This window comes from Gottfriedia luciferensis (assembly GCF_001712755.1).
GTDB classification, from domain to species: Bacteria; Bacillota; Bacilli; order Bacillales; family Bacillaceae_G; genus Gottfriedia; species Gottfriedia luciferensis_B.
Genome location: NZ_MDKC01000003.1, coordinates 60,045 through 80,832, shown reverse-complemented (window position 1 = coordinate 80,832; position 20,788 = coordinate 60,045). Strand labels below are relative to the sequence as shown.

At 35.8% G+C, this 20,788-nt stretch carries 22 protein-coding genes; 5 read left to right on the top strand and 17 right to left on the bottom strand.

Features of this window, described 5'->3' with window-relative positions:
* The first annotated feature begins 3 nt into the window (after nt 1-3).
* Together BED47_RS04935 and BED47_RS04930 are read left to right on the top strand one after the other, a co-directional pair.
* Nucleotides 4-303, top strand: a complete 300-nt coding sequence (locus BED47_RS04935; protein WP_069032690.1) for a hypothetical protein — start codon at nt 4-6, stop codon at nt 301-303.
* Nucleotides 304-664: 361 nt separating this feature from the next.
* Nucleotides 665-931 (top strand): zinc ribbon domain-containing protein, encoded by a 267-nt coding sequence (locus BED47_RS04930; protein WP_069032788.1) that lies wholly within the window; start codon nt 665-667, stop codon nt 929-931.
* Nucleotides 932-1,128: 197 nt separating this feature from the next.
* Here the strand turns inward: BED47_RS04930 and nfsA are convergent, their stop codons facing one another.
* Nucleotides 1,129-1,878, bottom strand: coding sequence for an oxygen-insensitive NADPH nitroreductase (nfsA, locus tag BED47_RS04925; RefSeq protein ID WP_069032689.1), 750 nt, complete (start codon nt 1,876-1,878; stop codon nt 1,129-1,131).
* 564 nt (nt 1,879-2,442) lie between these two features.
* Between nfsA and BED47_RS04920 the strand changes: the two genes are divergently transcribed.
* Nucleotides 2,443-3,228, top strand: a complete 786-nt coding sequence (locus BED47_RS04920) for an alpha/beta fold hydrolase (protein ID WP_069032688.1) — start codon at nt 2,443-2,445, stop codon at nt 3,226-3,228.
* A gap of 191 nt (nt 3,229-3,419) precedes the next feature.
* The gene (locus BED47_RS04915; protein ID WP_069032687.1) at nt 3,420-4,517 is read left to right on the top strand and encodes an L-dopachrome tautomerase-related protein; all 1,098 of its coding nucleotides are present in this window, start codon (nt 3,420-3,422) and stop codon (nt 4,515-4,517) included.
* A 137-nt stretch (nt 4,518-4,654) separates the two neighbouring features.
* On the opposite strand, the gene BED47_RS04910 is transcribed toward BED47_RS04915, so the two are convergent.
* The 16 genes from BED47_RS04910 to BED47_RS04835 form a co-directional block, all read right to left on the bottom strand.
* Entirely contained in the window at nt 4,655-4,954 is a 300-nt protein-coding gene (locus tag BED47_RS04910; RefSeq protein ID WP_069032686.1) for a spore coat protein, read from the bottom strand.
* Nucleotides 4,955-4,972: 18 nt separating this feature from the next.
* Nucleotides 4,973-5,167, bottom strand: coding sequence for a hypothetical protein (locus BED47_RS04905; protein ID WP_069032685.1), 195 nt, complete (start codon nt 5,165-5,167; stop codon nt 4,973-4,975).
* 16 nt (nt 5,168-5,183) lie between these two features.
* Nucleotides 5,184-6,320, bottom strand: a complete 1,137-nt coding sequence (locus BED47_RS04900; RefSeq protein WP_069032684.1) for a zinc-dependent alcohol dehydrogenase — start codon at nt 6,318-6,320, stop codon at nt 5,184-5,186.
* A 19-nt stretch (nt 6,321-6,339) separates the two neighbouring features.
* Nucleotides 6,340-6,708 (bottom strand): spore coat protein, encoded by a 369-nt coding sequence (locus BED47_RS04895; RefSeq protein ID WP_069032683.1) that lies wholly within the window; start codon nt 6,706-6,708, stop codon nt 6,340-6,342.
* Between the two features lie 15 nt (nt 6,709-6,723).
* On the bottom strand, nt 6,724-6,969 hold the full coding sequence (locus tag BED47_RS04890; protein WP_069032682.1) for a spore gernimation protein GerQ: 246 nt from the start codon (nt 6,967-6,969) through the stop codon (nt 6,724-6,726).
* Nucleotides 6,970-7,948: 979 nt separating this feature from the next.
* Nucleotides 7,949-8,731: an SDR family NAD(P)-dependent oxidoreductase gene (locus BED47_RS04885; RefSeq protein WP_069032681.1), complete on the bottom strand. Its 783-nt coding sequence runs from the start codon at nt 8,729-8,731 to the stop codon at nt 7,949-7,951.
* A gap of 23 nt (nt 8,732-8,754) precedes the next feature.
* Nucleotides 8,755-9,264 carry an aromatic-ring-hydroxylating dioxygenase subunit beta gene (locus tag BED47_RS04880; protein WP_069032680.1) on the bottom strand — a complete coding sequence of 170 codons (510 nt, stop codon included), beginning with the start codon at nt 9,262-9,264 and terminating at the stop codon, nt 8,755-8,757.
* Nucleotides 9,265-9,284: 20 nt separating this feature from the next.
* Nucleotides 9,285-10,586, bottom strand: coding sequence for an aromatic ring-hydroxylating oxygenase subunit alpha (locus BED47_RS04875; RefSeq protein ID WP_084006771.1), 1,302 nt, complete (start codon nt 10,584-10,586; stop codon nt 9,285-9,287).
* A gap of 31 nt (nt 10,587-10,617) precedes the next feature.
* Nucleotides 10,618-11,400 carry an aspartate dehydrogenase gene (gene nadX, locus BED47_RS04870; RefSeq protein ID WP_069032679.1) on the bottom strand — a complete coding sequence of 261 codons (783 nt, stop codon included), beginning with the start codon at nt 11,398-11,400 and terminating at the stop codon, nt 10,618-10,620.
* 15 nt (nt 11,401-11,415) lie between these two features.
* Nucleotides 11,416-12,861 carry an aldehyde dehydrogenase family protein gene (locus BED47_RS04865; RefSeq protein WP_069032678.1) on the bottom strand — a complete coding sequence of 482 codons (1,446 nt, stop codon included), beginning with the start codon at nt 12,859-12,861 and terminating at the stop codon, nt 11,416-11,418.
* A gap of 12 nt (nt 12,862-12,873) precedes the next feature.
* Nucleotides 12,874-14,562 carry a thiamine pyrophosphate-binding protein gene (locus BED47_RS04860; RefSeq protein WP_069032677.1) on the bottom strand — a complete coding sequence of 563 codons (1,689 nt, stop codon included), beginning with the start codon at nt 14,560-14,562 and terminating at the stop codon, nt 12,874-12,876.
* Nucleotides 14,563-14,593: 31 nt separating this feature from the next.
* Nucleotides 14,594-15,385, bottom strand: a complete 792-nt coding sequence (locus BED47_RS04855; protein ID WP_069032676.1) for an SDR family oxidoreductase — start codon at nt 15,383-15,385, stop codon at nt 14,594-14,596.
* A 63-nt stretch (nt 15,386-15,448) separates the two neighbouring features.
* On the bottom strand, nt 15,449-16,369 hold the full coding sequence (locus tag BED47_RS04850; RefSeq protein ID WP_069032675.1) for a VOC family protein: 921 nt from the start codon (nt 16,367-16,369) through the stop codon (nt 15,449-15,451).
* Nucleotides 16,370-16,478: 109 nt separating this feature from the next.
* Complete coding sequence (locus BED47_RS04845; RefSeq protein ID WP_069032674.1) at nt 16,479-17,012, bottom strand: cupin domain-containing protein; 534 nt, start codon at nt 17,010-17,012, stop codon at nt 16,479-16,481.
* 271 nt (nt 17,013-17,283) lie between these two features.
* On the bottom strand, nt 17,284-18,087 hold the full coding sequence (locus tag BED47_RS04840) for an IclR family transcriptional regulator (protein ID WP_069032673.1): 804 nt from the start codon (nt 18,085-18,087) through the stop codon (nt 17,284-17,286).
* 33 nt (nt 18,088-18,120) lie between these two features.
* Nucleotides 18,121-18,927, bottom strand: coding sequence for an alpha/beta fold hydrolase (locus BED47_RS04835; protein WP_069032672.1), 807 nt, complete (start codon nt 18,925-18,927; stop codon nt 18,121-18,123).
* A 461-nt stretch (nt 18,928-19,388) separates the two neighbouring features.
* Here BED47_RS04835 and BED47_RS04830 point away from each other — a divergent pair, with 461 nt between their 5' ends.
* Nucleotides 19,389-20,684 (top strand): MFS transporter, encoded by a 1,296-nt coding sequence (locus tag BED47_RS04830; protein ID WP_069032671.1) that lies wholly within the window; start codon nt 19,389-19,391, stop codon nt 20,682-20,684.
* Nucleotides 20,685-20,788: the final 104 nt, after the last annotated feature.

The window sequence follows — 20,788 nt, the reverse complement described above, 5'->3', positions numbered from 1 at the left end:
TTTATGGGAAATCTTGACCCAAGCTTAATGAGAGAATTTTGTGGTAAAATTTGTGATCCTCGCAAGTTTCCACGCATTTATAGTATTCTTCGATCATACCGTAAAAATGATTTAAAAAGCCGAGAAGGTGCATGCCATATGATTGATAGACTATCGGATTGCTGTAGTGTATCAATCACTCCGGAACAACGCGAAAACGCAGCTCAATGGCTAATGAATTGTGACGTAAACCCACAAGATCCTGATCACCAAAGAGAAATGTGGAATATGATAAAAAGCAGTAGAAGACGTTCTTGGTTTTAATTAATTGCATACTGTAATTTTTAATATTTTTTATATAAAAGGCCTATAAGCTTCCTCTTTTGAATTAATAAGGGGAATTTTATAGGCCTCTTTGTGTGGATGATTTTATACAAAAATATGAATATACGATAGTTTCTTTATTCAACTAATGGCAATTTAGTTGAATAAGCGGTATTAGCTTTCTCAGTAATTGGACCATATTTTGGAATAAAGCTATTGCTCAATTAAGGGAATTTTGAAATCTAAATTTTAAATTATATTACCTCTTTCATTTTTAAATCTATTCAAAGTATAATTTTCCAAAAGGAGTAGAGACTTTTGAAAAAGGAACAAGCTAGCATACGTGAAAGGAAAAGTTAAAATGAAAAAATATAAGAATTGTCAAAGCTGCGGAATGCCATTAGCAAAAGATGAGCTTGGCAGTGGGACAGAAAGAAATGGAACGAAAAGTGAAAAATATTGTAGTCATTGCTACATGAACGGTGAATTCACTTTACCTAATCTTACCGTTGATGAAATGAAAGCTAGAGTGAAACAAAAGATCGTGGAATTTGGTATGCCTAAGTTTATCGCAACGCTTTTTACTAGAAATATTCATAAGCTTGAACGATGGGATAGAGTAAAATAGTAAATAATTGGGTGACTAATATTTCGTTTCTTAAATGAGTAAACATATTAACATTTAAAACCATTAAAAGAACATCCAAAAAAATGATAATTTCATCATTATTAAATGTTCATTTAATGTCCGTTTTCCCTATTGACCATTTTATATTTCAACACTCTGCAAAAATCCTTCCATAAAGGAAGGATTTTTTGCCTTTTCTATTTGAGATCCAGTTTATTTATTTGCACAAAGTCTTTCATATACACTCTGTTTGGTCTTTCAAGCATAACTGCCATTTGTTCTGTCCATCGGTCTTTTCTTTTACCGCCGGTTCTTTGTTCATAATAACTTGAGACTACTTCATCGAACTCTTGTAACTGCTTTACATAGACTTCTTTATCTTGCTGATATTCGTTCTCATGGTAAATATGTTCGAACGGCAATCTCGGTTTGTGGTCTGTAATTTGTTTCGGATATCCCACTGCAATTCCAAACAAAGGTAAAACTCGCTCAGGCGTTTTTAACAATGTTTTCACTTCTTCAAGGTTATTTCGGATTCCTCCAATATAACAAATTCCCAGCCCCATGGATTCTGCTGCAATTGCAGCATTTTGTGCAGCTAAAGATGCATCGATCAATGCAACCATAAAATTCTCAGTGCTTTCTATTGATGGAAGGACATTTTTCTTTTCATTTTCTCCTATAACGGAATGGCGGTAAAGATCGGCGCAAAATACGAAAAAGTGACCATTTTTCTCAACATACTCCTGGTTACCAGCTAGCTCAGCTAACTTTTTCTTACAGAGTTTATCTTTTACACCGATGATTGAGTATGCCTGCATATAACTAGAAGTTGCGGCTGATTGAGCACAAGAAACAATCGTTTTTATTTGTTCATCCGATAGAGGCTTATCCTCAAAATAACGGATAGAACGGTGTTCAATTATTGTCGATATAACATCATTCATGGAATAATACTTCCTTTCTGATTTGAAAATGATTATTAAGTTAAGTTATCTATTTAAATCTTTCGACCATCATTAAACAGTAACTTTTTTCTAATATTTACTGATGCATCAGGTATTTCTTCCATTTGTATTCTTATGTCTTTTGTAAAACTCTAGATGTTTTCTGTAAAAATTCTGATGAGCAGGATAACTCCTTCCTTAATGCTTCATAAAATTGATCTACAGTTTCAATAAATACTTTTTCTTTATAAATTAGTAGTCTTGTGGGGTTATGCAAAAACACTGTTTACTGTGATTAATAAGATTAAAACAGTAATAGGTAGCTTTCTTCCTTGTTAGTTGGATATTCATAATCACCCCAGTATTAAACTATACCTCAAACTTTAATCAATAATTATAATAACTAATCTGTCCCAAACTACATTTTTTAATAACAGTTTGGTTCTCAATAGAAAGATTGTGACGAAATATACTTAAAATTTATTCTCAAAAATTAATCATATAAAATTACTAAAGTGAGTAATTTATATTTTAAACTACTTTAACAATTTTGGAGGTAACCACGTGGGATACTACGTTAATGTAGATCAAGGTGTGAATTTATATGTGGAGGATATAAATCCTGGGGGGAGCAAGACTATAGTATTTTTACATGGTTGGCCATTAAGCCATAAACAATTTGAATATCAGTTTAATGTTCTGCCCTCATTTGGATACCGTTGTATAGGAATAGACTGGAGAGGTTTTGGTAATTCGGATAAGCCATTTCACGGGTACACACTGGACCGACTGGCAGACGATATTCGCAATGTGATCGACGTACTTCAATTAAATAACTTTATACTTGCTGGGCATTCTACAGGAGGAGCAATAGCAATTAGATACATGGCTCGACACAACAGCTACGGAGTATCTAATCTTGTTCTTATAGACGCTGCAGCTCCCGTTGGTTTTGCGAATAAAGATCATGCTAATCAAATGCTTAATCAAGCATTAAATGACCGGCCAAAGCTGATGCGGGAAATAACAGAAACCTTTTTCTTTCAGTATATAACAAATCCATACTCAGACTGGTTTTTTCAATTGGGTTTACAGGCAGCAGGTTGGTCAACTGCTGCAATCGTAGTTATGCTAAGGGATGAGAATGTATATGATGACCTGCCGAAAATATCGGTTCCAACCTTAATCGTTCACGGAATACACGACAATGTGATTCCATTTTCGCAAGCTCAGGAAGTTAATCAAAAAATAAGAAATTCACAACTTGTCCCATTTCAAAACAGTGGTCATGGTTCATTTTGGGAAGAACGGGATAAATTTAATCAACTATTAAACCAATTTATTAGATAATAAAAATTATTAATCCAAGTTTGAAAGTAGCTCGAGTGTCGTTAATCGAATTTTCTGACAGACTTATTAAATTTCGAAAACAATCAATTCAATCATCTTTTCGTATAGAAAAACTTATTAAGAAACATGCACTAGAAAAAATATAAATCATATATAGGTGATATCCCGTTTGAATGCTTGAGGAGGATATTATGAAACCTATGTTACCTAGTGAAAAATATTTCGGTAATTTAGAACTAGTTTATGCTTTTTATGGAGCTATGCCTACAGGTGTTACTGTTTCAGAAACCGGTCGTATTTTCATTTGCTTTCCGAAATGGGGAGACGATGTTAAATTTACGGTGGGGGAAATTGTAGAAAATAAATTGCAGCCTTATCCTAATTTACAAGCCAATTTGGTTAACCCCGAGAATATCACAATGACTTTCATCAGTGTCCAAAGTGTAGTTGCTGATGGAAGGGGAACACTTTGGATATTAGATACAGCGGCACCCAATTTTTCTGAACCAATTAAAGGAGGGGCAAAATTAGTCGCTGTAGATTTAGAAACTAATACAATTAGTAAAGTATATACCTTTACAGAAGAGGTTGTACTGCCTACAACTTATCTGAATGATGTCCGTTTTGATTTTCGTGTCGGAAAAGCAGGTTATGCCTATATAACGGATTCATCTTCAAGAGGACCAGGAGCTATTATCGTCGTAGATTTATCAAATGGAGACGCGTTTAGACGATTAAATGGTGCAAATTCAACATCGCCTGATCCTAATTTTTTACCGAAAGTAGAAGGTCAAATTTTAATGAATCGAAACAAAGACGGTTCAACTTCTCCATTTAGATTGGCGTCTGATAGTCTTGCCATTTCTCCAGATGGAAATTTATTATTTTTTGCTCCACTAACCAGTCGTCACTTGTTCTCGATTTCAACAGAAACCCTGAGAGACAGAACGATACCGGACATGGATATATCTTATCATGTGAGGCATTGGGGAGAAAAAGGTGCATCTGATGGAATGATCACAGATGCAAAGGGAACTGTTTATGCTGGAGATTATGAAAACAACTGTATCCGTAAGATATTTCCAAATGGAATAATGGAAACTATCGCACATGATCCGAGAATTTTGTGGCCAGATACTTTTTCAATAGGTCCGGATCAATATTTGTATTTCATTGTAAACCAGTTACATCGACAGCCTAGATTTCATTATGGAGAAGACTTACGACAAAAACCTTATAGTTTACTTCGTATCAAAATTGATGAATTCCCTGCTCCGACATTTTCATAATAAAAATAGTGAATTAATTTGTAAAACAAGCACGAGTAAACATGAAGTATTAATTGTATTTACTTCTGCTAAATAAACACAAAATGAAAAATAGGAACAGTTTATTTGGTAAGTGTTTAACTGTTCCTGGAAACTTTTTATAATGTCGGTAAGTTCAATGCTGTATTGATATTATTTAAATCTAAGCTGATCTGTTCGTTTGTATCCCATGCATGGTACCATCCTTTTTCTGCCATATATGTGGATATTTGTTCATGCATATTAAGAGCTTCTTCTAAATGGCGAGTGAGAATTTCTTTAATTTCCGGTGTTCCTGCCTCTGTAACTGCCATGGCATAATTTCTAATACCACTTTTAGCTGAAATGAGTAGATCCATTGCAACCACTTGATCCGTTATTGCGTCCATGCCAGTTAAAGTTTCAATAATTGGATTCATGTTTATTCATCTCCTAATTTACTTCTTAGCGTTGGAAAGGATTGAAGCATATTCTTGTAATTGTCTAGTAGATAGATCAATGTCTTGCTGCATAATATCTTTTAATAGCTGATCTGTGACTAACGCTTTCATCGTTTTGGATTTTGTTAAACAAGTGGTCTTAAATGCAGCTATCTCATGGACCTCAAGAACTTCATGTAAGGCGTAGTTCATTTTTATACCTCCTTCCTCAAGGTTTCAACAGGACTTTTATACAATTATCCATTTTTGTGTCAAAAATCTCATAGCCACGCTTTGCTTCACTAAGTGGCAGTACGTGACTTACGACATCACCTGGGTCAATTTTCCCGGTCGTCACTAATTCAAACATATATGGCATATAATGAATCACAGGTGCTTGTCCGGATCGAATATTGACGTTTCGGTTCATAATATCTCCCATTGGGAATCCATTATATTTCCCACCGTAAACACCAGTAACTTGAATTGTCCCGCCTTTACGAACTGCTTGTGTAGCCGTGATAAACGCACCTAATGCTCCACCATGAAGTTTCAATCCGCTTGCCAGGAACTCTAAATCAGTCATTTTACCGTCCATTCCAACTGCATCTATGACAACATCAGCGCCGCCCTTTGTTATTTCTTTCAAATGCATTCCTACATTTTCAAAGTGTTCGAAATTTACAATCTCCACTTTGTTGGTACGTTTGGCGTGTTGCAAACGATAGTCTACATAATCTACGGCAATGACACGCTTCGCTCCTTTTAGCCAACAAAATTTTTGAGCAAAAAGACCAACTGGACCACAGCCAAGAACAATAACTGTATCTCCACCCTTTACGCCTGCATTGTCAACACTCCAAAAACCAGTAGTCATCGCATCGGCAATAACTGCTAACTTTTCATCTGGTTCTTCACAAGACTCTGGAATTTTGAAATGGGTAAAGTTGGCAAATGGAACTCTTAAATATTCGGCTTGCCCACCTGGATAGCCACCCGTCGTACCAGAATATCCGAAATAGGCACCCATATCACCATTATCATTAGAATTATCACATTGGCTTTCCAAATTTGTTTTACAGTAATGGCATTCACCGCACGCTATATTAAAAGGGATAATTACTCGATCTCCCTTTTTTAGGTTAGTCACACCTGGGCCTATTTCTTCTACGATTCCCATCGGTTCATGGCCTATAATATAATTTTCCTGCAGGTTAGGAATCATGCCATGAATTAGGTGAAGATCAGACCCACAAATAGCTGTACTTGTTACTTTTATAATCATGTCATCTGGTTTTTCAATCTTCGGATCTGGAACTTCTTTCACTTCTACATTTTTAATACCTTGATAAGTTACTGCCTTCATTGGTTACAAGCCTCCAGTGTTAATGTTCATCAGGTGTTCGGTCAAACAAGCCTTTTCTATTGTTATCAGCAGGAAATAGATTCATTTTGCCAATCATTAATGTATTGTTGGCAGACAGCTGATCTAATTGGTATTGTTCACTTAGTTCGTATGGATGGAACCATTTTTTACTAATCATTAGATCTGTAATTTCTTGGTGCATAGCAATCCCTTGCATTAAATGGCTTCGTAAGAGCGTTCTAACATCAGGTGATGCTGACTCTGTTAATGCGACCGCAATATTGCGAACACCTTCTTTAGCGCGAATAAGAAAATCCATCGCAAATGTGGTATCTGCTAGCTCAGGTACATGTAGCGAGTTTATTGGGTCTAAATAGTCATTATTCAATGAATTTGCCTCCTTTTAATCTATTATTGGTGTTGGGCGGTTTTGAGGAACAGGAGCTTCAAAAGGTGCACGTTGATAAATTGACTGTAATTCTCCTAGTGCTTGCATGGATTGTTCAACATCTTTTTGCATTAATGCTCTCAAATCATCATCAAATACCAATCCTTGCATTAGTTTTGATTTCGCTAAACAAAGGGTTTTAAAATTAATAACTTCATGTAAATCCAATGATTCATGATCGGCTAATTTTTGATTATCCATTTGGGTCCCACCTTTTTGATTAACTAAAGAAATACAAAGGTATTATTCCAAATATACAATGAATCATTCTTTAATCGTTTTTTTAAAGAGGTAGGAAAAACGATTAAATGGCTGGACTAATCATAATGTATTGAAAATTCATACATAAGTTATCGCTAATAAATATGTATATTTTGATTAAAAGGGCATAGCGTTAACCCATACAACTTAGGAAAAGAAAATGAAAACATCAAGTTGTATCTATTTAAAAGTGTCTATTATTGGGGTCCCGCCGACAAAACTGGTATATTATACGCTAAAACATTTTTTGGAAGGAAAAGCCGCTGATTTTCTTATGCTAAGCAGAAAAATCAGGGCTTTTTATGTTCTGAGTGCTTCATATCCATAAACGACCGTTTTCGGTGCTTATTAAAAGAATCAGTAGGTTATTTAGGTTAATGTAGAGAAAAAATAGTGGATAATTGAAACAAATATGCAGATTTAATCATTCTCGAAATGTTCCTATATTCTTTTTGACTCTTATTGTTGATTAACAACCTCCATATAAGAAAAATCGTAAAATAAAAAAAGTTCTTCTATTTTTTTTATTAATAAATGGAGGGGCGTTACCTATTGCATTTTTTATGGCAACGTATGATGAAGTCATGGGGATGCTGAGTTTAACTCTATGTTCATGATGATTCAAGGAATACCTCTTATCTTACTTGCTATCAGCTTTTTATTAATATTGTTTAGTAAGCCAAATGATTCAGGTCAGTAAAAACAAACCTTATTCAACTAAATCAATAACTTAGATCCTTTTATATTACAAACGTAAAGCAGTTCTTCTAAACGACTTATCATATAACTGGTCTCTATAAAACTTATCGTATATACTGTTTGATCTCCTACCACTTACAATTTATTAACACTAATAAAAAAAGAGAGTGTCCTTAAAAAGTCACCCTTTTAAGACACCCTATGCTTAACCAAAAATTTCTTAACCAAGTCCTCGAACCGATAATCCACCATCACTAGAAATGACTTCACCAGTTATTGCACGTGATTGATCAGATGCTAAGAGTACATATGCTGCAACATGATCTTCAGGCATTTGTGCTAGTTGAAGTGGATTTCTTCTTTTTATATTGCTAGCTTTTGTATCATTATCCACGGATTTAGTAAATGTACGTAAAGGTGGAATGACAGTTAGTGCTGTTAAAGTCCCTCCTGGCGCTACTGCATTTACGCGTATAGTTGGTGCTAGTTCAAAAGCAAGTTGACGCATTAATCCGATTTGGGCATGCTTACTAGCCGTGTACCAAACTCCACCACCGTCTGGGTAGAAGCTTGCACCAGATACTGTAAAAATAATATTACCATTTGTTTTTTGTAATTCTTCTAAAGCTGCTTTTGCACCAAAAAATGATCCTTTTACGTTTATATTTAAAAGATAATCATATGCATCTGATAGGGCATCGGGTGTCACATCAGCGAATTTTGCAAATCCATCGAAAACGCCTGCATTCGCAATAAATACATCTAGTTTACCAAACTGTTCAACAGTCGCTTTTACAGCGCGCTCGTTGTCTTCATATTTGCTTACGTCACCTTGAATGATAAGGAGATTGTCATTAAATTCTTCTTTCATTTGTTCTAGTGTTTCAAGTGAGCGACCTATAATACTTACCTTTGCTCCTTCTTGAATGAATCGTCTTGTAACGGCCGCTCCTATTCCAGATGCGCCTCCTGTAATTAACACTACTTTATCTTTTAATAACATCACTTTGCCTCCTTTTTCTTCTATTAAACAAAGATTGCAAGATTTCTAGTATTAATTGTTGTTTGATCTACAATAAATACCCTCTTGGAAAGCTTCCACTTCCCATCTTCATATGTAAACTCGTCATGACGTTCTCCGGAAATTAGATCATGATGAATATCTGTGCTACGGCTACGATAGATTAGTAAATAACTATTAACTACTGCCTTCTCTTCTTTAACTAGCTCTTTTACGCTAATATTGCTTACAAAACGGCGGGTTCTTGAAGGAGGAATTTCAGCCCATGCATAATCGGTTTTCAATCGATCTACTCGAAGCTTTAATAATTCAATATCATCATTAAATGTAAACATTTCAGTAGAATAGTCTGGGCGCTCAGTTCCTTCTTTATTTACGCGTACAGGCATTTGATAGATTAAATTCGAATGCATTAAATTAAACCAATCATCAAACTCAATATCATCAAGTAATTTTGCTTCATCAATTAACCACTGTTCAAATTCTAACTTCGCTAATAATTTTTCAACGTTCATTTCCCTTCCTCCCCCCTTTATTACTTTGTCATTAATTCAAGCCAGTATTGATAGAAATTCCGTTGACTCGCTTCTGTAAATTTATCATCATAGGCTACCCCAGGTCCGATAAAATCGACGGGTTTACGATGTAGTCCCATTGTATAGTTATAAGTTAAATTCTTTTGAAATGGCATTGGACCTTGGGCTGCTTCCGTTATGTCTGTAAATACCTCAGTATCATCCTGCTCAAAAATACCAGATGGGCTAAATGTTAAGATAAAGGAATCTCTTGATCGATTCTTCCATTCCTGAGAAGCATTTTTTTCTACTAGTAACCATGCAATGACTTCCATTTTATTATGACTAAGTGGTCTCCACATTCTAATTGAAGTATTCGAAATTAATTCGCCCTTAATTTTTGTGTGAGATATTAAAAATGACATATTCGGAAAAGCATTCCCAATCATATTTTTTAAGTTTGATAGAACTTCATATTGTTCTTCTGACAAATTACTTTTATACTCATCCTTCAATTCTTCAGGAAAAGCAAAGTCTGGATTTGGTGTTCCAAGGTTTAATCCGTGTCCGTTTTCAGTGTGAATTTGAAAACCGCGCTTCGAATATGTTGCATTTGGGACCATGCCTAATTTTGCAATTGAACCGTGAGTAACCATCGTGTGGTATGAATCTCCTACAAAGTTATCAGAACCAACCTTCCAGTTTGATTTAACAATAAATCGTTGCGGAGCTCCAATTACTTCCATCTCAGCACGTCCTACTACGATATCTAAATACCACTTAAAATCACCGAGAAACTCTTCAAGAGGCTCTGCATTTTCGTCCCAATTTCCAAATAAAAGTCCTTTATATGATTCTAACTTTACTTTGTGAAGACCCATTTTAGTTCGGTCGAGTCGTTCCCCATAAATATCTTTTTGAAGCGGTACTCCAACAAGCTCACCTGTATTTTTAAAGTTAAATCCATGGTATGGACATGTAAATAAAGTTTTATTACCTTTATCGGCACGGCAAAGCTTCATACCACGGTGAGTACACATATTGTAAAATGCATTAATTTCTCCCATACTTTCGCGTGAGATAATGATTGAATATCCTGCAAGCTCACGAGTCATAAAGTCCCCTGGATTTGGAATTTCAGATTCATGTCCAAGAAAAACCCATGTTTTTAAAAATACTTTTTCATGCTCTAATTCGTAAACAGCCTTGTCGCCTAGAAGATATGCAGGGATGATTCCTTCATCTGGTTTGACTGTTTCGTTTAAGTAATTTACTAGTTGCTCTTTTGACAATTCATCTAACGTTTTTTCTGTTATAATCACACACGCACTCTCCCTTCATATTTTTAATTCTTTATCCAATCTGTACATATTTATCTTTGTTTTGTAAATTTGCCAAAACACTTAGCGCTGCTAAATAACTTGTTTTAGGATTATTTGGCATAGGATCATTTTCGATCTCAAGTTTAAGTTTCCCGAACGAGCCAGATGCTTCAATTGTATGGCTATTTTTTACGGCAATCGGATCAGCAATAATCTTCACTTTTGTATTGTTAGCACCGAGTCCAGCTAAGGATAATACAATCGCCACATTAATATTTCTTGGATATAGCTTGATTGCTTCAGCTGCTGAGCCTTCAAACAAAATCGTTTCTTTATCTAATCCTTCTCCCGATAATGCTCCAGGTGGTTTTCTAGTTGTAATAGAAACAGTCTCTAGACCATTCGCAGCTTTTGCTGATTTTAAAATATCTAATCCACCTATTGCTCCTGAAGGTAAGTAAATGTTTATACCATATCTTGTACATACCTCTCGAACTCTTTCTTCAAATGCAGAATCAGCCATGACCCCAATGCTGCTTAGCAATAAGTCTTTTCCACCTTCAAGAACTTTTATAGCGTACTCCTTTGCTGCTTCAACTGTTGCAGCTTCAATGACTAAATCTAGATCAGAAAGAAGGAGCGTTTCTACACTTTGATATGCTTCTGTTTCAAATTCTTTAGCAAGCTGAACGGCTGATTCTTCGCAACGCGTATAAATTGAAACAATCTTTCCACCTGGTAACATCCCATCTTTATTAATTGCTTGAAGAAGAAATTGACCAATATTACCGCAGCCGATTAGTCCTAGTTTCATACGTATTCACCATCCTTAATTTGCAAATCCATATGAGTCTGCAAAGAATTCCAATCCACAGTGTCTTGTTTCTCTTGAAACACCGCTCTCTTTTAAACCTGGAAAATCCAATGCTAAATCACTAAAGATGGTATGATTATTATAAAAAACTGCGCCTGCTTCTAATCGATCTGCCATTTCAACTGCTAATTCTTCATTTTCAGTCCAAACAGAAGCCCTTAAGCCAAATTCACTATCATTTGCTAGTTTGATAGCTTCGTCAATAGATGAAAAAGGTAGAATAGGAATTACTGGTCCGAATTGTTCTGCACGAACGATCTCACTTTGTTGATCAACACCTGTTACAATTGTTGGTAAGATGTAATATCCTTGATCCCACATTTCAGGATTCAGTTGAATTCCAGCTGTTATTACATTTGCACCTGCTTTTTCAGTTCGCTCAATTAATCCGTTAACATAGTCATACTGAGCTTTATTATTTAATGGGCCCATTGTTACATCAGGTTGAATACCATCACCTACAACAGTACGCTCAAATTCTTTCTTTAGTTTTTTTACTAATTCAACATATCTAGATTCTTGTACATATACGCGCTTAATCGCCGAACATACTTGGCCAGCCGCTTTTAAAATACTTATTCTTAATCGCTTAATAGCTTCTTCATCTAAGTTTGCATCTTCTAATATAATTGCTGGGTCATTCCCACCAAGCTCCATATATACTTTTTGAAGATTTCCTGAAGACTTTTTCATAATATCTTTACCTGTTTGTGTACTTCCTACAAAAGCAATTGTACGAACACGTGAATCAGAACAAAGCTTGTCACCAATCATTTTTCCTGATCCTGTTACAATATTGATTACGCCAGGCGGAAAATATTCAGCCACTACTTTTAAACAAGTCATAATGGTAAGTGGACAATTTGTCGCCGGTTTTACGACGACTGTATTTCCTGCTAAAACAGCCGGTATTACTCGCTTAAAGGTTAAGATCATAGGCGAATTCCAAGGAGTAATAACTGCAGTAACCCCTCTTGCTCTTCTTCTTACTTGAACTTTTTGATTTCCTTGAAGTAATTCAGGATTCCACCATTTAAGTAGTTCATCTGCTCCACCATTCATTACTTCCACACAGCGTAATAAGTCTTTTTTAGCTTCTACTAGTGTTTTTCCATTTTCACGAACAAATAATGAAACATTTTCTTCAATGATTTTAGAAAGTTCCCACGCCGCTGCTTTCATTCTTTCTACACGATCCTGAATCTCACTCTGTGACCAAAGTTTAAATGCATTGGCTGCAGCATTAATTGCTTCGTTTACGATTTCCTCAGTACATAATCCAACTTTGCCGATTACTTCCGACTTATTTGCAGGATTAATAATATTTGATGTTTCATTACTTTCTTTCCAATCACCATTTATGAGATATCTTCCTGATACAACTGGATATGTCGAAATCATATTGAATCTCCTTTATAATTTTTTTGGCTTAAAGCTTTCAGCTGCTCCTGGAGGTCCACCAAAAGGTTTTGCCATAGGTCCAACTGCTTCCATATCTACAACGATCATTGTTGGCTTTCTTCTTTCAGTTGCCTTCTTTAGTTCTGTAACAAATTCATCTCCAGATCCAATACGTGCTGATTCAAAATGCATTGACTCAGCTAATTTTACAAAGTCTGGACTTAATAAATTCACTGCTACTTGGCGTCCATATGCCGCTTCTTGAATATTACGAAGAACCCCATAGCCAGAATCATCAAATAACACAACAATAATTGGAAGATTTTCTTCAGCTGCAGTCACCATTTCACCTACATTAACCATAAACCCACCATCTCCAGCCATTAATACGACCGTTTGGTGAGGGCAACCCAATTGAGCACCTATAGCTGTAGGAAGACCTTGACCGATCCCGCCACCGGATGCGTGAATTGATGTTCTTGGTTCATAAATGTCGAATATTCTACTACCCCAGACATTTGCTTGTACTGTTACATCTCGAACTAAAATCGTATCCCTCGGTAAAATCTCTCTCATACCATCTACAAATTGTTCGAACGGACCAAGTGTTTTACGAAGTTGTCCTCGCACTTCATTTCTTAATGAACGTACTTCTTCTATATAAGAAGGTAAAACCGAAATAGACTTTTCATCAATTTTATTAATTAGAGCCGATAAAATATCTTTTGCATCTCCGACTAACCCAACTGTTGCTTTATAATTACGATTGATTGCATTAAAATCTGCATCAATTGAAATATGTTCTTCTGGTACAGGTACTTTCCAGTTAGAGGTTTCATTTCCTCTGAATCGTACACCTACACTAATCAATAAATCTGCATTTCTCAAAAACTCTTTTGTAGATTCGTTGGCTGCAAAATGACCGATACATTGCTCATGATCCTCTGGTATCGAGCCTTTTCCGGATTGACTTGTAATGACAGCAGCACCAAGAATTTCTGCTAAATTTGTTAATTCTTTAGAGGCATTGGCAGAAATAACACCGCCACCTGCCCAAATAACTGGACGACGTGCTTCTGAAATTTTTGAAATTGCGATATCTGGTATAACAGTAGTTAGTTGCGGTTTAAAAATATCTACCTGTACTTTATCGATTGAAACGTCCTCAATAATTGCTGATTGAAAGTCGATTGGAATTTCTAAGCTAACTGGTCCTGTTGGAGCAGTTAATGCTTCTTCAATTGCTTTTCTTACTACACCAGCTGTTTGTTCTGGTCTTCTAAGTCTTACAGCATTTTTACAAGCACCGCTCATCATTGACAGCTGGTCTTTGCATTCATGTATGTACCCTTTACCTGTACCAAGATAAGGTGATGCTACCTCTCCAGTTAGATGAAGTAGTGGAACTCCCGCTGCCCATGCTTCTACTAATGAACCAGCAGCGTTTCCAGCTCCTGTTCCTGTACTAGTAATCACAACACCTAATTTCCCTGTGGCACGTGCATAACCATCTGCCATATTGACTGCTCCACTTTCGCCACGTGAACAGATTAGCTTGATATTTCCATCCCTTAAAATCGCATCATAAATGGGCATATTATGAATACTTACAATTCCAAAAGCGACTTCTACGCCTGCTTGAACTAACTCTTTTACGACGGCATCCGCAGTAGTAAATACGATTTCTTCTTGATTTTTCATCTTAGTATCCTACCTTTTTCAAATAATTTATTTAAAGTGCTTTACCGATTGCACCTGCAGTTTCAATTGTAGAGCCAGCTACATAACTCGCTTTATCCGAAGCAAGAAAAACAATAACACTAGCCACTTCCTCCGCTTCACCTACACGACCTAGTGGAATATTTCTTTTTATCGCAAGATCTTTATAATATTCTTCTGGATCCATATCAGGAGCATTTTTCAATCTTCTTCGCTCCCATTGATCGGTTCGAATTAGTCCAAGGCTTACTGAGTTTACTAAAATATTGTCGGATGCTAATTCTTGAGACAATGTTTTGCTTAAATTTAAAAGTCCTGCACGAGTTGCTGCTGTTGCTACCATATGACGCTCAGGCTCTTTCGCTAGAGTTGCATTTATATTAATAATTCGGCCCCCTCCTCTTTTCACTAAATAAGGATGAGCTGCACGAACTGCATAGATAATTGCGAAATACTTTAATTGAATTTGTTCCTGCCACTGTTCATCAGTAATATCGAAAAAATACCCCATAACACTTTGACCAGCTGCATTCACTAACGTATCAATTCCACCAAACTTTTCTGCTGTTTGTTGAATAAACGAATTAACTTCCTCTTTTGATGTAACATCACAGGTCGCAGCAAATAGATCTTCGCTTTTGCCATATGAGAGTAAATGCTTTAATGCTTTATCTGCACGCTCCTTGCTTCTGCCGCAAATGGCTACTTTAGCGCCTTCACCTAAAAATAATTCAGCTGTCTTCAGTCCAACACCAGAGGTACCACCCATAATTACTGCAACTTTTCCCTTTAATCCAAGATCCATCCTGTCACCCCTTATTAAAGCTTTCATGTTTCGTATTCCTTAAAGCAATTTTAGTTAAAATTTTTAACGTACATTAACACTTGTATCTACCCAGCCAATGTCCGCCTCTCCGCCCATCGCTTTACGAGCTTCTGGTTTTGGTGGACCAGCAATTCCCCATTGATCCATTAGATGTGGCACACGTTTCCAAACTCGTGCTCTCCATTCAGCTTCATCTTCAATTGTTTCAAGATAACATGTGTATTCCATGACAAATCCTCCGAGGTCTTGAAAATAACAAAAAATATTATTACCAGGACCATGTCGACCAGGACCCCATAACTCATTTAGTCCTGCTTTCCTAACATTACTAATGCCTCGCATTAGTTCATCCACCGAATCAACCTCGTAAGCAATATGATTAACTGAAGCGTGTACATCTTGGTTAAATGCAATCGAGTGATGTTTTCGATTACATCTTAAGAAGGACATTTGGTGCTCACTCCAATCAGTCACTTTGAATCCAAGTACATCAGTATAAAACTCCACGATCATATCTAAATCTTTTGTGTTCATAACTACATGGTTTAATTTCACGGGATCAACGTTTTTATTAGTCCAAATCGATGTTTGAACCTCTACCCAAGCGGAAAGTTCAATTACGCGGTTTTCTGGATCAACAAATCGAAGTCCATATCCTCCACCAGCTTCATCTAAATAACCTGGCTCTTCAACAATATGTACACCTTTTGAATGTAGGATTTCCGCTGCACGATCAACTGCATTTTTATCGACCATACCAAATGCGATATGATGCAAACCACATTTATCGCCCTTTCGAAGGCTTAGTATATGATGCTCCGGACCTGCCCCTCGAAAATATGCAATATTGTCATCTGAAACATTTACACGATCCAAACCCCAAACCTTTTCGTAAAAGTTCACTTGTTCGTCAAAGTTTGGTGTGATCAAACTTATATGTCTTAAATGAGTAATTCCTAGCACCAACAATCCCTCCCACTTATCTATTTAAAGCGCTTTCTTTTATTAACTCTATTGAAAAAGGCAGCTGCAATTTATTTAAAATGCAGCTGACCCTTTTCATGTTTTTTAATTAACCTTTGATGATTGCTTCTCTTTCTTTCGCACGTTGTTTACGAAGTTCTTCAAGCGCGCTACCCTCTGGATAAGTTGGAAGGTTTGGTTTCACTGCGCCAAGCATAACTAACATACGTGCTTCAGTATCTCCATCATTTCGAATGCCTCGATGAACACCAGGAGGAGAACTGATACAATCTCTAGCATTTAATTTAATTTCATGTACTTCATCTTTACCAACTTCTTGAATTAAAGCAGTAACTTCTCCCTCAAGAATAAAAAATACTTCTTCTACATCATCGTGTAGATGTAAAGGTCCAATACAGCCAGGAGGTAGAACCATTGTACTTAATGTAAAATGTTCTGCTGTAATTACATTTGAGTCATTATTCGCTGTCGCACCGCGTCCAATATAACGCATTTGAGCACGTTTATATCTCGGATCAATTTCCTCTTGAAACTTTAATACATTCCAATCTAGCGTACGGTCTTCTAAGCGAGCCACGTATTTTTTTTCAAATTCTTTAACTGAAAAAGTTTCATTTGTCATTTTAAAAATCCTCCCTGTATTGGTTTTCTTTTTTTAAACAAAAGGTTTTGTATTTACTATCGAATGTGTTTTATATACAAAACAGTGTTTTATCTATAAAATAATTCTAGGACGGATTATTCTTTGTGTCAACATAGTTTTTAGAAAATTTCGATATGTCATAAAAGTTAAATATAAAAAATCATTGTATTTTCAAGGTTTCTAACTAGTTTTTTTTTGCAAAAAAAAATATGGATTCCCTTAGTTTGGGAACCCATATTTTTAACTTAGACTATTTTACTTGATTTGAAACTCTGCCATTGTAACCCATATAGTTCGATAGTAAAACAGAGACATCTAGAAGTTTAGGCAATGCAACTTTATTCATGAAGTCTTCCTGATAAGATAATTCAGTCGCTACGATATTCAGTGCTGCCAATACTTTTCCTGTCCTACCATAAATAGGTGCAGCGATTGAATGAATACCTTGGTGAAATTCTCCACTAGTCATTGAATAGCCATTTTGACGTATTTTTTCTAATTGATCCAAAAACTCTCCAGGCGTCGTTAACGTTTTATCTGTATAAGGTGTTAAATTTGTAACTTGGAACAGCTGCATAAGACTATCCTTTGGCTCGTATGCAAGCAGTAGCTTTCCATTTGCAGTTGCATGAGCTGGTAGTCTTAAACCAATATTGACATTAACTGCTGATACTCCTCTAACTGGAGCACTCCCTACATAAACTACTTCATGTCCATCTAAAATTGACAAATGACAAGAAGCACCTATTTCATCACGTAATGATTCCATGTAAGGCTGCGCAATTTCAGGTATTTTCAAGCTATTTATATAACTAAAACCTAATTCAAGAACTTTCGGAGTTAACGAATATTGTTTTGTATTTTCATCCTGTGTTAAATACCCGATCGACTGCAATGTATAAAGTAATCGATAAGGTACTGTTCTGCTTACCCCTAACTTTTTTGCAATCTCGGAAAGTGACAAACTAGGATGTTCCTCATTAAAAAGCTTAATAATTTCTAAACCTCTAACTAAAGAATTGGCGCTATATTTTTCTTTTTCTACATTATCCATCGAGCAAACCTCTCCTAATACATAGATTCAATTCTACTTTTGACTTATCGGTTGGTTCTTTAAAAAGTTTAACACGGATTGATTAAATAGTTTAGGATCTTCTTGATAGCATAGATGCCCTGTATTTGGAACGATAACAAATTCCGAATTTGGAATCAACTCGTGAAATATTTGGGATTCACTTACTGGAGTTACTTGATCTAACTCCCCACACATAACAAGTGTTGGAACAGATAATGAAGACAGTATCTCCATTTGGTTTAAGTTCGATAATGAGTAGGAAACAGAACGGTAACCAGATAGACGTACTTGTGACATAATCCGTTCAGCCTCTTTTATAACCTCAGCCGATGCATTCGGAGCAAGTAATGCTTTGACTCTTTTTCTTGCTAGTTCAGTTGGATGTAGATTTTCAATGGAGTTTAATCTATTTTGAAGTTTTTTCTCGTTTTCTTCTCTACTTAATCCAGCTGCTCCACGTGTTGCATCTGAAATAATTAACGCATCGACCATATGTGGAAAACGACTCGTAAAATCAATTGCAATTGCCGATCCCATTGAATGACCTAGTAAATAGATAGAATCTAGTCCTAGACTATCTAAAAACTCTTTAAGAACATTAGCAAACTCAGAAAAATCCCGAAACTCCTCTTTTAGATCGGAACTTCCACCATAACCTGGAGCATCCCAAACGATTACTCTATACTGTTCCTTCAATTCATTTAATTGATGCTTCCATGACTGAGAATTGTTTCCCAATCCATGTAGAATAACAAGGGCTTGTCCTTCACCAGATTCTTGAAAATGAATCGATAACTCTTTTAAATGACTAATTGGCATCCATAGTACCTCCACTCTATTTTTTACACAAAATCTACAAACCTGACTATCACACAATGCTTCAAAAACATCGTGTTTCATATAAAAAACAGTTTTTCAACTTGAATTATAGATTTGTCAGAATTTATTGTCAACAACTCTATTTTTCAATGGATAGACAAATATAGATAATTGCATTTGAACATTAAACTGGAAAATTTTTCTGTAAAATCACAATTGACAAACTTTTCTAATTATTTTATCTTTAAAAGAGTTTCATTGTTAAAATACGAAACACCGTTTTATATTTAAAACATTTACACTTTTTTGAAAGGAGTGGTCGAACAATTTCATGCAAAATTAAAACGTGAAGTATCAAAACATTTTTTTGATCTTCATGTCTATTAGGTAAACGTAGTTTCTGCTTTTTCCTTCCAAATTTTAAACGCAATTACTTGATTTTAAAAGGAGAGAGAATTTTAATGCTACATAGACAAAAAAGATGGATTTTAATTGCTTTACCAATCTTTTTCTTTTGGTTCTTCGGACAAATTGATAAAGTTGGAATTTCTGTCATTCAAACGGATCCAGAGTTTTTGAAAGCACTCGGAATGACTGGCGTTGACAAAAATGCAAAAATTGGTCTTCTTTCATTTGTTTTTACAATTGCTTATGGAGTTTCGAATCTATTTTGGGGATTCATTATTGATAAATTTGGTGCGAGAAAAACCGCTATAGCTGGATTATTTGTTTGGTCTCTTACTATGTTTTCGTCTGGCCTCTCCACTACATATGAAGCATTTATTATTAGTCGAATTATTCTTGGATTTGGTGAAGGGATGATGATTCCTGTTTCAGGGAAATTTATTTCTGCTTGGTTCAACAAACGAGAATTAGGACGCGCTCAAGCTTCTTGGCTTACGGGTAATTATTTAGGTCCAGCAATTGGGGCAGTCATATTAGTACTTGTTATCTCATCACTTCATTGGCAAGCTGCTTTCTTTTTGCTCGCTGGATTTAACTTTTTAATCAATATCCCAATGTTTATTTTTCTTACTAGAAATAAACCTGAGGACCATCCGTGGGTTAGCAAGGAAGAGTTGGCTCTCATTCAAAGTCCAGTGGACTCAGTAGCACAACAAGTAAGTAGTACAAATGAGAATAAAAATTTTATTCAAGATTATCGTTTCTGGATTGTATGGTTTGGTATGTTAGTTTGTTCTTTCCTTTTCTTCGGAATAAGCATTTGGTTGCCAACGTACTTAATTGAAGCAAAAGGGTTTAATCGTGAAGGAATGACAAGCATAACTTCTCTATCGTGGTTATTTGCACTTGGGTTTGTTCTCGTATGTGGTTTTCTTGCCGATAAAACAAGACGCCCAAGTTTAATGGCATCCATATTATTTTCACTGACTGCTATATTTTTAACAACGGCGGTTCTTGTTCCAAATCCAGTATTAGCAGGGATATGTATGGGACTTGCAATGGGATGTCAAGGTGGTGTCTTCCATCTTAGTAATATGTTTTTAGTAAAATATTCAACCCAAGAGACGGCTGGTCGTGCAGCAGGTTTAATTGGATTTACAAACTTAATGGGTGGCTTTTCTAGCTATATTATGGGCTGGTTACGTGATTCATCAGGAGGTAATTTCACTTCCTCAATTATTATGTTAATCATTACGGCTCTTTTAGGTTTGATTGCTTATTTATTTTCTATAAAAGAAGAAGCAACCGAACTACGCGCAGTTCCCCTACCTCCACAAAAAATAAATGCTTAATCTATTTTTTGAAAACGCTTTTATAAAAAGGAAGAGAGAGCTTATAATGGGCTCTCTCTTTGTGTAGACAAAGTACTAAAAGCTCGATTTTTAGATTGATTGCA

Coding starts and splice junctions, on each gene's coding strand:
- BED47_RS04935 (WP_069032690.1), top strand. CDS start 4: ATGGGAAATCTTGACCCAAGCTTAATGAGAGAATTTTGTGGTAAAATT.
- BED47_RS04930 (WP_069032788.1), top strand. CDS start 665: ATGAAAAAATATAAGAATTGTCAAAGCTGCGGAATGCCATTAGCAAAA.
- nfsA (WP_069032689.1), bottom strand. CDS start 1,878: ATGAATGATGTTATATCGACAATAATTGAACACCGTTCTATCCGTTAT.
- BED47_RS04915 (WP_069032687.1), top strand. CDS start 3,420: ATGAAACCTATGTTACCTAGTGAAAAATATTTCGGTAATTTAGAACTA.
- BED47_RS04910 (WP_069032686.1), bottom strand. CDS start 4,954: ATGAATCCAATTATTGAAACTTTAACTGGCATGGACGCAATAACGGAT.
- BED47_RS04905 (WP_069032685.1), bottom strand. CDS start 5,167: ATGAACTACGCCTTACATGAAGTTCTTGAGGTCCATGAGATAGCTGCA.
- BED47_RS04900 (WP_069032684.1), bottom strand. CDS start 6,320: ATGAAGGCAGTAACTTATCAAGGTATTAAAAATGTAGAAGTGAAAGAA.
- BED47_RS04890 (WP_069032682.1), bottom strand. CDS start 6,969: ATGGATAATCAAAAATTAGCCGATCATGAATCATTGGATTTACATGAA.
- BED47_RS04885 (WP_069032681.1), bottom strand. CDS start 8,731: ATGTTATTAAAAGATAAAGTAGTGTTAATTACAGGAGGCGCATCTGGA.
- BED47_RS04880 (WP_069032680.1), bottom strand. CDS start 9,264: ATGAACGTTGAAAAATTATTAGCGAAGTTAGAATTTGAACAGTGGTTA.
- nadX (WP_069032679.1), bottom strand. CDS start 11,400: ATGAAACTAGGACTAATCGGCTGCGGTAATATTGGTCAATTTCTTCTT.
- BED47_RS04865 (WP_069032678.1), bottom strand. CDS start 12,861: ATGATTTCGACATATCCAGTTGTATCAGGAAGATATCTCATAAATGGT.
- BED47_RS04860 (WP_069032677.1), bottom strand. CDS start 14,562: ATGAAAAATCAAGAAGAAATCGTATTTACTACTGCGGATGCCGTCGTA.
- BED47_RS04855 (WP_069032676.1), bottom strand. CDS start 15,385: ATGGATCTTGGATTAAAGGGAAAAGTTGCAGTAATTATGGGTGGTACC.
- BED47_RS04845 (WP_069032674.1), bottom strand. CDS start 17,012: ATGACAAATGAAACTTTTTCAGTTAAAGAATTTGAAAAAAAATACGTG.
- BED47_RS04840 (WP_069032673.1), bottom strand. CDS start 18,087: ATGGATAATGTAGAAAAAGAAAAATATAGCGCCAATTCTTTAGTTAGA.
- BED47_RS04835 (WP_069032672.1), bottom strand. CDS start 18,927: ATGCCAATTAGTCATTTAAAAGAGTTATCGATTCATTTTCAAGAATCT.
- BED47_RS04830 (WP_069032671.1), top strand. CDS start 19,389: ATGCTACATAGACAAAAAAGATGGATTTTAATTGCTTTACCAATCTTT.